The following is an 11,775-nucleotide window of genomic DNA, read 5'->3' on the forward strand; positions in this document are numbered from 1 at the left end:
ATTCACCATTTGCAGCCGCTGTTCTTCTTGTCCATCATCAGGTACAGCGGCGCCAGCAATCCTCCCGGAATCCCATCCTTGCAGTCGCGCCGCTTGGCCTTGCCGATGGCGCGCGCCAGTGCCGTCTCCGTTTCCAGCGGTTTCTCCGGGAACTGCGCCAGCGCCGTGCCTTCCCTGGACGGATCGCGCATGTGGGCGTTCTCGCGCGCCAGGCGTTTGGCGGTTTCCATGTCGAAGCGCGGCGCCTCGTCGGCCGGTTCGGCCCTGTCGGTCTCCGGTTGCTGCACGACGAAGGGATCGGGCTGCGCCTCGCGCTCCGGGCTGTCCGGCACGGCGATCACTTTCTTCGGCGGCGTGCGGCGGGCGGTGTCCGGCGCCGCGGGAGCGGCGGGCCGGGCGGGGGCGGGTTCGACCACCGGCGGCGCGCGAGGCGGCGGCGGGCGGATGGTGACGGCGATGGCGGCCGGCTCCTGCGCAGGGACGGGCAGGGACGGGCCGGTTCCCCGGTAAGCCAGGAGGAACAGGATGTGGACGGCCATCGACACGGCGACGCCGGCAGCAAGGCGGCGGTGTTCCGGACGTATGTCACCGGGCCCGGCCATGGATACTGCAATACGCACAATACCGTTACCTCATCTTTGCCCAGGAATGCGACAAGTCGGGCTATTTTGCCCCGACACCTTGACCAAGTCACGCTGAGCAGATATGATCTGTGTTCTCGGAGTGTAGCGCAGCCCGGTAGCGCATCTGGTTTGGGACCAGAGGGTCCAAGGTTCGAATCCTTGTACTCCGACCAGTATTAGAGAAAATGGCCGACAACGAAAGTTGTTGGCCATTTTCTTTTCCGCGTCCAGTTGTGGGAATGAGACGGATGCGATGTCCGCAGCAAGGACGGGTATCCGCTGCGGACTGGCGGACAAGGCGCTTACACGGCGCGTTTCGCGGCAAGCGCATTGCCCGCCCGGCTCACGCTCTTGCGCCCCAGCTGTTCCGAAATGTACAGCCCGGTATCCACCACCTGCCCGAGATCGATCCCGGTCTCGATCCCCAGGCCCTGCATCAGGTACAGCACATCCTCGGTCGCCACATTCCCGGTCGCGCCTTTCGCGAACGGGCAGCCGCCCAGTCCCGCCACCGACGAGTGGAAGATCGCCACGCCCACTTCCATGGCCGCATAGATGTTGGCCACCGCCTGCCCGTAGGTGTCGTGGAAGTGCCCCGACAGTTTTTCGATCGGGAATTCCTGCGCCGCGCGCAGCATCACGGCCTGGGTCTTGCGCGCGGTCGAGACGCCGATGGTGTCGGCGATGTCGATCTCGTCGCAGCCGAGGTCGCGCATGCGCGCCACCACGTCGGCCACGGCATCCAGCGGCACCTCGCCCTGGTAGGGGCAGCCGAACGCGGTGCTGATCGAACCGCGCAGGCGCAGGCCGTGTTCCCTGGCCGCTTTCGCCACCGGCCCGAAGCGCGCGATCGACTCGGCGATCGAGCAGTTGATGTTCTTCTGCGAAAAGGCTTCCGATGCGGCCCCGAACACCACCACCTCGTCGGCCTTGCCGGCCAGCGCCGCCTCGAAGCCCTGCATGTTGGGCACCAGCGCGGAATACAGGACGCCGGGGCGGCGCTCGATGCGCGCCAGCACCTCGGCGCTGGTGGCCATCTGCGGCACCCACTTGGGCGACACGAAGGCGGCCGCCTCCACGTTGGCGAAACCGGCGCGCGCCAGGCGGTTCACGAGTTCGACCTTGACGTCGGCCGACAGCGCTTCCTTTTCATTCTGCAGGCCGTCGCGCGGGCCCACTTCGACGATCTTGACCTTGTTCGGCAAGCCAGCTTGTTGGTTCATTGCTAATATCCCAGGTTGCGGTCGACGAGGTCGCCGACCGGTTCGCCGTTTTCCAGCGCGTCGATCTTGTCGGCGATCTGGCGCACGGCTTCGTGGCGCATGGTGAGCGCGGAAATATGCGGTGTGATGTTGATGCGCGGCTCGTTCCAGAACGGATGAGGCGCCGGCAGCGGCTCATGGCGGAACACGTCCAGGGTGGCGCCCGCGATGTGGCCGGAACGGATCAGGGCCATCAGGTCGGGCTCGGCCACGATGGCGCCGCGCGACACGTTGATCAGGTAGGCGCCGGGCTGCAGCTTGCCGAGCTTGTGGCGGTCGAGCAGGTTCGCGGTCTCTTGTGTGAGCGGCAGCATGCACACCAGCACGCGCGTGCCGTGCAGGAAGTCGTCCAGGCCTTCCATCCCGAAATAGCATTCCACGCCCGGCAAGTCCTTGGGCGTGCGGCTCCAGCCGCGCACCGGGAAGCCGAACAGGCGCATGGCATCGACCACCGGCATGCCCAGCTTGCCCAGGCCCATGACGCCGATCGTGAATTCTTCCTTCGGGTACAGCGGCAGCGGATTCCAGGCGCCATGGCGGGCCTGCTGTTCGTATTCGTCGAAGCGGCGGAAGTAGCGCAGCACGGCATGCGCCACGTATTCGGCCATCTGCACCCCCATGCCGGCGTCGCCCAGCCGGATGAGCGGCACGGCGGGCAGGGTCTCGCCGAACTTGAGCAGGGCGTCGACGCCGGCGCCCATCAGGAAAATCGCCTTCACGTGCGTCAGTTGTTCCAGCAAGGCCGGCGCCGGATTCCACAGCACCGCATAGTCGCAGGGCGCCAGGACCTCGCCTTCCTTCCACGCTATCGCTTCCGCCTCCGGCATCACCGCGGCGAATTCGCGCACCCACGGTTCAACGACGCCGTCGCCCCGGTAAAGGAGTATGCGCATGTCTCCCCCTTCTGTCTTTTTTATAGGGTTCTTGTGTGTTACGCCGCCTTGAATGCCAGCAGCGGCGCGCCATCCGCCACCTGGTCGCCGACCTGGTACAGCACCTCCTCCACCAGGCCGTCGCTCGGCGCGGAAATCGTGTGTTCCATCTTCATTGCTTCCATGATCACGAGTGGCTCGCCTTTCTTTACTTCCTTGCCGGAAGCAGCCAGCACCGCGACCACCTTGCCCGGCATCGGGGCCGTCAGGCGTCCGCCGGCCGCTTCGTGTTCGCCGGCATGCGCCATCGGATCATTGTACGACAGGGTCAGATGGCGGCCACCGGTGAACACGTGGAAGAGTTCGCCGTCTCGGCGCACGCAGCCGTGCAGCGAGGTCTCGCCGACGCGCAGCGACAGCTCGGCGCCGTCGCGGGCGATCACGTCCACGCGCTCCCGCTTTCCGTCGAGGTCGACTTCCCAGCCGTCGTGGCGGTAGGTCAGGCCGAGACGGTAGGCGCCGCCTTCGCGGCCGGCCGTGTACTCGTCGCCGAAGGACAGTTCGCGGCGGTAGTCGCCGTTCATGCGCCAGCCGCGCGCCTGGCTCCACGGGTCGGCCGGATTGCCGGCGCCGTGCACGGTTTCGCTTTCGGCCAGCGCCAGCGCGGCCAGCGCCAGCGCGCCCAGCGGCGCCGGAGCCGCGGCCGGGAACAGGCTGGCGCCATGGCGGTCGATCAGGCCGGTATCCAGGTCGGCGGTCGAGAAGGCCTCGCCCTCGACCAGGCGTTTGAGGAAGGCGATGTTGGTCGCCAGTCCGACGATGCGGAACTCCGACAGCGCCTGCGACAGGCGCGCCAGCGCCTGGGTGCGGTCCGCGCCCCAGACGATCAGCTTGGCGATCATCGGGTCGTAGAACGGCGAGATCGCATCGCCCTCGCGCACGCCCGAATCGACGCGCACCGCGGCCGGGTTCACCCCCGCCACGCCGCCCAGCTCGAATTCGACCGCGTCCGGGGTATCCATGTGGCGCAGGGTGCCGATCGAGGGCAGGAAGCCCTTTTCCGGGTTCTCGGCATACACGCGCGCCTCGATCGCGTGGCCGTGGATGGCCAGCTCGTGCTGCTTCTTCGGCAGCGGCTCGCCAAAGGCCACGCGCAGCTGCCATTCGACCAGGTCGGTGCCGGTGATCATTTCGGTGACCGGGTGCTCGACCTGCAGGCGGGTGTTCATCTCCATGAAGTAGAACGAACCGTCCTGGTTGGCGATGAATTCCACCGTGCCGGCGCCGACGTAGCCGACCGCGCGCGCGGCGTTCACGGCCGCCTCGCCCATGGCCGCGCGGCGGTCCTGGCTCATGCCGGGAGCCGGCGCTTCTTCCAGCACCTTCTGGTGGCGGCGCTGCACCGAGCAGTCGCGCTCGTGCAGGTAGACGCAGTTGCCGTGGCTGTCGGCGAACACCTGGATCTCGATGTGGCGCGGACGGATCAGGTATTTCTCGACCAGCACCTTGTCGTCGCCGAAGGAGCTGATCGCTTCGCGCTTGCACGAGGCCAGCGCGGCCTCGAAGTCTTCCGAGCGCTCGACCACGCGCATGCCCTTGCCGCCGCCGCCGGCGCTGGCCTTGAGCAGCACCGGATAGCCGATCCGGTCGGCCTGCTGGCGCAGGAAGGCCGGATCCTGCTCGTCGCCGTGGTAGCCCGGCACCAGCGGCACGTTGGCGCCTTCCATCAGCTGCTTGGCGGCCGACTTCGATCCCATCGCGCGCATCGACGACCCCGGCGGCCCGATGAACGCCAGGCCGGCCGCCTGCACCGCTTCCGCGAACTCCGCGTTCTCGGACAGGAAGCCGTAGCCGGGGTGGATCGCCTGGGCGCCGGCGGCCTTCGCCACCTCGATGATCTTCGCGCCGCGCAGGTAGCTGTCCTTGGCCGCGGCCGGGCCGATCAGCACCGCCTCATCGCATACCGCCACGTGCTTGGCGCCCGCGTCGGCTTCGGAGTAGACGGCGACGGTGCGGATGCCCATGCGGCGCGCGGTGGCGGCGACACGGCAGGCGATTTCGCCACGGTTGGCGATGAGGATCTTGGTGAACATGCGTTTGTCTTTCGCTTATGGTTGTTCGATGTATTTGTTGGTTGCGCGGCCGTGTCTCCCCGGCTGCACCAACCGTCGTTCCCGCCCGCATGGACGGGAACGACATGAAGTGATCAGCAGCCGCAGGCTTCCTTCGGCGCCGATTCCAGCGTGGCGGCGCGCGTCTTCAGGCCCAGCTTCTCGAGCAGCACGCGGTCGTCGTCCGCTTCCGGGTTGCCGGTGGTGAGCAGCTTGTCGCCGTAGAAGATGGAATTGGCGCCGGCCATGAAGCACATCGCCTGCACCGCTTCGCCCAGCTCGCGGCGGCCGGCCGACAGGCGCACGCGCGCCTGCGGCATGGTGATGCGGGCCACGGCGATGGTGCGCACGAATTCGATCGGATCGAGCTTCTCGATGCCGTGCAGCGGCGTGCCCTCGACCTGCACCAGGTGGTTGACCGGCACCGATTCCGGATACGGGTTCAGGTTCGCCAGCTGGGCGATCAGGCCGGCGCGCTGCTCGCGCGTCTCGCCCATGCCGACGATGCCGCCGCAGCAGACCTTCAGGCCGGCGTTGCGCACGCGTCCCAGCGTGTCCAGGCGGTCCTGGTACTCGCGGGTCGAGATCACGTTGTTGTAGAAGTCGGGCGCGGTGTCGATGTTGTGGTTGTAGTAGTCCAGGCCGGCGTTCTTCAGCTGTTCCGCCTGGCCTTCCTCGAGCATGCCGAGGGTGGCGCAGGTTTCCAGGCCGAGCGCCTTCACTTCGCGCACCATGTTCTCGACCTTTTCCATGTCGCGCTCCTTCGGGCTGCGCCATGCCGCGCCCATGCAGAAGCGGGTCGCGCCGCTGGCCTTGGCCTGGCGCGCCGCATCCAGCACGGTGTCGATGTCGAGGATCTTCTTGGCTTCGACACCGGTGTCGTAGCGCGCCGCCTGCGGGCAGTAGCCGCAGTCTTCCTCGCAGCCGCCGGTCTTGATCGACAGCAGGGTGGCCAGCTCGACGTCGCCGTCCGGGAAGCTGGCGCGGTGGGCGGTCTGGGCGCGGTGCATCAGCTCGTTGAACGGCAGCTCGAACAGGGCCAGCACGTCGGCCAGCGGCCAGGTGGCGTTCTCGGCCTGCTTGATGGCGACAGGGCGGTGCAGGGCGACGGTTTGGGATTGGGACATTCTGGCTTCCTTCTATGACTGGACCCGCGTGGACGGCCAGCCCGGCAGTCCCGCAAGGTCGATGAATTCGGCCGCAGCGGCGGCCGTTGGGTGTTCCAGGCGTGGCACGTGGCCCAGCATCGGCGCCGGGATGCGCTGTGCCAGCGCCTCGATGTTCTCGCGCATGAAGCGCATGTCGGGATCGACCGTGTTGGCGACCCAGCCGGCCAGCACCAGGCCGCGTGCGACGACCGCTTCGACCGTGAGCAGGGCGTGGCTGATGCAGCCCAGGCGCAGGCCCACCACCAGGATCACCGGCAGGTTCAGCTGGGCGGCCAGGTCGGCGCTGTCGAAGTCGTCGTTGAACGGCACGCGGAAGCCCCCCACGCCCTCGACCACGACCGCATCCGAGGCGGCCAGGATCTCGGCATAGGCGGCGATGATCGGCACCGGCTCGATGGTCACGCCGTCGATCGCGGCGGCGACGTGGGGCGCGGCCGGTTCGCGCAGCATGTACGGCGTGGTGATGGAGGAGGGCAGGTGCACGTTGCCGGCGGCCGCCAGCATGTCGGCGTCCTCGTTGTGCAATTCGCCGTCGCGCATCTCGGCGCCGGCGGCGACCGGCTTCATGCCGCAGGCGCGGCGTCCGCTTTTCGCCAGCTTGTGCAGGATCGCGGCCGAGACCAGGGTCTTGCCGATCTCGGTGTCGGTGCCGGTGACGAAGCAGCAGAAGCGCGAGGGCGCGCTGTCGGCCGCGCGCGGCTCCGGCTGCGGCTCCGCTTCGAGGACTTCGGCGGGACGCGGTTTCGCCAGCGTTTGCGCCAGCGCGACCGGCTGTTCGGGTTCGTTCAGGTTCTTCATTGCGCAGTCTTTTCCAGTTCGTTGAGCGCGCGCGCCAGCCGCGCCACCTCATCGATGCCGTGGGCGGCCGACAGGGTCACGCGCAGGCGCGCCGTGCCCGGCGCCACGGTCGGCGGCCGGATCGCCGGCACCCACAGGCCCTGCTCCTGCAGGGCGGCGGCGGCGCGCAGTGCGTCGTCGTTGCTGCCGATGATGACCGGCTGGATCGCCGTGGCCGATGGCGCCAGCTGCCAGCGCTGGAAACGCAGCGCGGCGCGCAGGCTGTCCACCAGCGCGGCCAGGTGGGCGCGCCGCCGGGCGCCTTCGGGACCGCCAATGATATCAAGGCTGGCGAGCAGGGCATGGGCCAGCGCAGGCGGGGCGGCGGTGGTGTAGATGTAGGGACGGGCGCGCTGCACCATCAGCTCGATCACGCTGGCGTGCGCCGCGACGAAGGCGCCGCCCACACCGGCGGCCTTGCCGAGGGTGCCGATGTAGACCAGGTTGGGCGAGCGCAGGCCGAAGTGTTCCAGCGCCCCGCGGCCCTGCGCGCCCAGCACGCCGAATCCGTGGGCGTCGTCGACCACCAGCCAGGCGCCGTGGCGTTCGCACAGCGCCAGCAAGGCGGGCAGCGGCGCCAGGTTGCCGTCCATGCTGAAGACGCTGTCGGTGACGACGATCTTCGTCGCCGCCTGGCTGGCTTCCAGCTGCGCGGCCAGCGCGTCGACGTCGCCGTGCGGGTAGACCGTGACGCCGGCCCTGGCCAGGCGCGCGCCGTCGATCAGCGAGGCATGGTTCAGCGCCTCGGAAAAGATCTGGGCCTCGGCGTCGGCGCCGAGGGCGGTGAGCACCGCCAGGTTGGCCATGTAGCCGGTGCACAGGTAGAGCGCGCGCGCCTGTTCCAGGTGCGGCGCGATCCAGGCGGCCAGCCTTTCCTCGAGCAGCGCATGCGCGCGGCTGTGGCCCGAGACCAGGTGCGAGGCGCCGCTGCCGGCGCCGTACAGGCTGGCGCCTTCGCGCAGGGCCTCGACCACCTGCGGGTGGGCCGCCAGGCCCAGGTAGTCGTTGCTGCAGAAGGCCAGCAGCTCGCGGCCGTCCACCACCTGGCGCGGCGCGCAGGCGCTGTCGGCCACGCGGCGGCGGCGCGTGAGGCTGTGGCTCGCCAGGGTGTCGAGCTTGCGGTTGACGTGTGCGATCAGGTCCATCATGTCAGCCCGCGATCACGGATTCGAATACCTTCTGCGTGCGCGCGGCCAGGCCGGCGACGTCCTCGTCGTCCAGGATGTAGGGCGGCATCAGGTAGACGGTGCGCCCGATCGGGCGCAGCAGCAGTTCGTTCTCGACCGCCGTGCTGAAGAAGCGGCGCGCGAAGGTCGAGGCGCGGTCGGTATCCGGTTCCACCGCGTCGAACGCGAAGATCATGCCGCGCTGGCGGAAGTGGTGCGTGCGGTCGTGCTCGGCCAGCGGGGCCAGCGCGATGGTCAGCTTCGTCGCCAGTTCGCGGTTGCGGTTCAGGACATCGTCCTCGCGGAAGATGTCGAGCGTGGCCAGCGCCGCGCGGCAGGCCAGCGGATTGCCGGTGTAGGAATGCGAGTGCAGGAAGCCGCGCGTGATGTCCTCGCTGTAGAAGGCCTGGTAGATCTCGTCCCTGGTGAGCACCAGCGACAGCGGCAGGTAGCCGCCGCTGATGCCCTTCGACAGGCACAGGAAGTCGGGCCAGATCGCCGCCTGCTCGCAGGCGAAGAAGGTGCCGGTGCGCCCGCAGCCGACCGCGATCTCGTCGGCGATCAGGTGCACGTGGTACTTGTCGCACAGTTCGCGCAGCAGTTCCAGGTACAGCGGGTCGTACATCGCCATGCCGGTCGCGCACTGCACCAGCGGCTCGACGATGATGGCGGCGATCTTGTCGCCGCGCAGTTCGAACAGCTTTTTCACTTCCTTGATGGCGCGGCGCGCCACGTCCTGGCTCGATTCGCCCTCGACCGCGTTGCGCGCGTCCGGCGCCGGCACCACGTGCGAGGCGCGCAGCAGCGGGCCGTAGGCGTCCTTGAACAGCGGCACGTCGGTGACCGCCAGCGCGCCGATGGTCTCGCCGTGGTAGCTGCCCTGCAGGCAGACGAATTCCTGCTTGTTCGGGTAGCCGGCGTTGCGCCAGGCGTGGAAGCTCATCTTCATCGCGATCTCGACCGCCGAGGCGCCGTCCGAGGCGTAGAAGGCGTGGCCGAGCACATGCCCGGTCAGCTCGGCGAGGCGCTCGGACAGCTCGATCACCGGCTCGTGGGTGAAGCCGGCCAGCATCGCGTGCTCCAGGCGGTCGAGCTGGTCCTTCAGCGCGGCGTTGATGCGCGGGTTGGCATGGCCGAACAGGTTGACCCACCAGGAGCTGATGCCGTCCATGTAGCGGCGGCCTTCATGGTCGTACAGCCAGGGGCCCTTGCCATGGCTGACCGCGATCAGCGGCACCTCTTCGTGGTGCTGCATCTGGGTGCAGGGATGCCATACGCTGCGCAGGCTGCGCGCGATCCAGTGGGAAGAGGTGTGCTGCTTCACGATGTTTTTTCCGATGTCGAATGCTGCTAGTTCAGCCAGGATGGCTTGCGTTTATCAAGGAAGGAGGCCACGCCTTCGCGCCCTTCGCTTGACGCGCGGATGGCGGCGATGCGGCCGGCGGTGTCCGCCAGCAGCGCATCGTCCACGGGCTGGCCGACGATGTCCCGCACCAGGGTCTTGGCCTCCATCACGGCGTTCGGGCTGTTGTTGACCAGGGACTTGGCGATGCCGGCCACCGTCGCGTCGAGGGCATCGGAAGCGACCACCTCGTGGGCGAAGCCGATGCGGCGCGCCTCCGCCGCGTCGAAGCGCTCGGCGGTCAGGAAGTAGCGGCGCGCGGCCTGTTCGCCCATCGCCTTGATGACGTAGGGCGAGATGGTGGCCGGGATCAGGCCCAGCTTGACTTCCGACAGGCAAAAAGCCGCGTTGTCGCTGGCCACGACGATGTCGCAGGCCGCCACCAGGCCCATGCCGCCGGCATAGCAGTCGCCCTGCACCCGGGCCACGGTCGGCTTCGGGCACAGGTAGATGGTGCGCAGCATGTCGGCCAGGCGCGCGGCATCGAGCTGGTTCTCGTCGTGCGAGTAGCCGGCCATCTTCTTCATCCAGTTCAGGTCCGCGCCGGCGCAGAAGGCCGGGCCGTTCGCGGCCAGCACGATCGCGCGCACCAGTTCGTTGCGGCCCAGTTCATCGAACACCAGCGCCAGTTCGGCGATCGCGTGTTCATTGAAGGCGTTGCGCAGTTCCGGGCGGTTCAGGGTGACGGTCGCCAGCTTGTCGGCGATCGATACGGTCAAGGTCTGATATTCCATGTTCTTCTCTCCCTTACATGCGGAACACGCCGAACTTCGTGTCTTCGATCGGCCTGTTGAGCGCCGCCGACAGTCCCAGGCCCAGCACCATGCGGGTGTCGGCCGGATCGATCACGCCATCGTCCCACAGGCGCGCCGACGCATAGTAGGGGTGGCCCTGGTGCTCGTACTGGTCCTTGATCGGCTGCCTGAAGGCGGCTTCCTCGTCCGCCGACCACTGGCCACCTTTCGCTTCGATGCCGTCGCGCTTGACCGTGGCCAGCACCGAGGCCGCCTGGTCGCCGCCCATCACCGAGATGCGCGCGTTCGGCCACATCCACAGGAAGCGCGGCGAGAAGGCGCGGCCGCACATGCCGTAGTTGCCGGCCCCGAACGAGCCGCCGATGATCACGGTGAACTTCGGCACCGCGGCGGTGGCGACCGCGGTCACCATCTTGGCGCCGTTGCGGGCGATGCCCTCGTTTTCGTACTTGCGCCCGACCATGAAGCCGGTGATGTTCTGCAGGAAGACCAGCGGGATCTTGCGCTGGCAGCACAGTTCGATGAAGTGGGCGCCCTTCAGGGCCGACTCCGAGAACAGGATGCCGTTGTTGGCGATGATGCCGACCTTCATGCCGAAGATGTGGGCGAAGCCGCACACCAGCGTGGTGCCGTAGCGCGCCTTGAATTCGTCGAATTCGCTACCGTCGACCACGCGCGCGATCACTTCGCGCACATCGAAGGGTTTCCTCGTATCGACCGGAATCACGCCGTACAGTTCCTCGGGTGCGTATTTCGGCTCGACGCTGTCGCGCAGCGCGCCTTGCACCGGTTTTGTCCGGTTCAGGTTCGAGACGATGGTGCGCGCCAGCGACAGCGCGTGCAGGTCGTCCTGGGCCAGGTGGTCGGCCACGCCCGACAGGCGGGTGTGGACATCGCCGCCGCCCAGGTCCTCGGCGGTCACGACTTCGCCGGTCGCGGCCTTCACCAGGGGCGGGCCGCCCAGGAAGATGGTGCCCTGTTCCTTGACGATGATCGATTCGTCGCTCATGGCCGGCACGTAGGCGCCGCCCGCGGTGCAGGAACCCATCACGACGGCGATCTGCGGGATGCCCTGGGCCGAGAGATTGGCCTGGTTGTAGAAGATGCGGCCGAAGTGGTCGCGGTCGGGGAACACGTCGTCCTGGTTCGGCAGGTTGGCGCCGCCCGAGTCGACGAGATAAATGCAGGGCAGGCGGTTCTGCTCGGCGATCTCCTGGGCGCGCAGGTGTTTTTTCACCGTCATCGGGTAGTAGGTGCCGCCCTTGACGGTGGCGTCGTTACAGACGATCACGCATTCCTGGCCGGCGACGCGGCCGATGCCGGTGATGATGCCGGCCGCCGGGGCGGCATTGTCGTACATGGCGTAGGCGGCCAGCTGGGAGAACTCGAGGAAGGGCGTGCCCGGGTCGAGCAGCATCTGGACGCGGTCGCGCGGCAGCAGCTTGCCGCGTGCGACGTGCCTGGCGCAGGCGGCGTCGCCGCCGCCCCTGGCCATCTGGGCGACCCTGGCGCGCAGGTCGTCCACCACGGCTTGCATGGCCGCGGCGTTGGCCTTGAAATCCTCGCCGCGCGGGTTGA

The 11,775-nt window shown here is 68.2% G+C and carries 10 protein-coding genes and 1 tRNA gene; 1 reads left to right on the forward strand and 10 read right to left on the reverse strand.

All coding sequences use genetic code 11. From position 1 onward, the window contains the following. Positions 1–2: 2 nt before the first annotated feature. Positions 3–602, reverse strand: a complete 600-nt coding sequence (locus tag H162_RS0115500; protein WP_156885634.1) for a hypothetical protein — start codon at positions 600–602, stop codon at positions 3–5. 117 nt (positions 603–719) lie between these two features. Here H162_RS0115500 and H162_RS0115505 point away from each other — a divergent pair. Further along, positions 720–796 (forward strand) — tRNA-Pro (locus H162_RS0115505). Between the two features lie 129 nt (positions 797–925). Here H162_RS0115505 and H162_RS0115510 read toward each other — a convergent pair. From H162_RS0115510 to H162_RS0115550, 9 genes are all read right to left on the reverse strand, one after another. After that, on the reverse strand, positions 926–1,846 hold the full coding sequence (locus H162_RS0115510; protein ID WP_040787538.1) for a hydroxymethylglutaryl-CoA lyase: 921 nt from the start codon (positions 1,844–1,846) through the stop codon (positions 926–928). A 2-nt stretch (positions 1,847–1,848) separates the two neighbouring features. Then, the gene (locus H162_RS0115515; RefSeq protein WP_026354688.1) at positions 1,849–2,778 is read right to left on the reverse strand and encodes a 2-hydroxyacid dehydrogenase; all 930 of its coding nucleotides are present in this window, start codon (positions 2,776–2,778) and stop codon (positions 1,849–1,851) included. 38 nt (positions 2,779–2,816) lie between these two features. Continuing rightward, complete coding sequence (locus tag H162_RS0115520; RefSeq protein ID WP_020654396.1) at positions 2,817–4,850, reverse strand: acetyl-CoA carboxylase biotin carboxylase subunit; 2,034 nt, start codon at positions 4,848–4,850, stop codon at positions 2,817–2,819. 113 nt (positions 4,851–4,963) lie between these two features. Next, positions 4,964–5,995: a biotin synthase BioB gene (gene bioB, locus H162_RS0115525; RefSeq protein WP_020654397.1), complete on the reverse strand. Its 1,032-nt coding sequence runs from the start codon at positions 5,993–5,995 to the stop codon at positions 4,964–4,966. A 12-nt stretch (positions 5,996–6,007) separates the two neighbouring features. Then, positions 6,008–6,835: a dethiobiotin synthase gene (bioD, locus tag H162_RS0115530; protein WP_020654398.1), complete on the reverse strand. Its 828-nt coding sequence runs from the start codon at positions 6,833–6,835 to the stop codon at positions 6,008–6,010. Continuing rightward, positions 6,832–8,019 carry an 8-amino-7-oxononanoate synthase gene (bioF, locus tag H162_RS0115535; protein ID WP_026354689.1) on the reverse strand — a complete coding sequence of 396 codons (1,188 nt, stop codon included), beginning with the start codon at positions 8,017–8,019 and terminating at the stop codon, positions 6,832–6,834. Before bioF ends, bioD begins: the two co-directional genes overlap by 4 nt. A 4-nt stretch (positions 8,020–8,023) precedes the next feature. Continuing rightward, on the reverse strand, positions 8,024–9,364 hold the full coding sequence (bioA, locus tag H162_RS0115540) for an adenosylmethionine--8-amino-7-oxononanoate transaminase (protein WP_020654400.1): 1,341 nt from the start codon (positions 9,362–9,364) through the stop codon (positions 8,024–8,026). Between the two features lie 26 nt (positions 9,365–9,390). After that, complete coding sequence (locus H162_RS0115545; protein ID WP_020654401.1) at positions 9,391–10,176, reverse strand: enoyl-CoA hydratase/isomerase family protein; 786 nt, start codon at positions 10,174–10,176, stop codon at positions 9,391–9,393. Between the two features lie 13 nt (positions 10,177–10,189). Then, on the reverse strand, positions 10,190–11,775 hold a 1,586-nt coding region (locus H162_RS0115550), incomplete at its 5' end, for a carboxyl transferase domain-containing protein (RefSeq protein WP_020654402.1).

The organism is Massilia niastensis DSM 21313, assembly GCF_000382345.1.
In the GTDB taxonomy this organism is placed as follows: domain Bacteria; phylum Pseudomonadota; class Gammaproteobacteria; order Burkholderiales; family Burkholderiaceae_D; genus Telluria; species Telluria niastensis.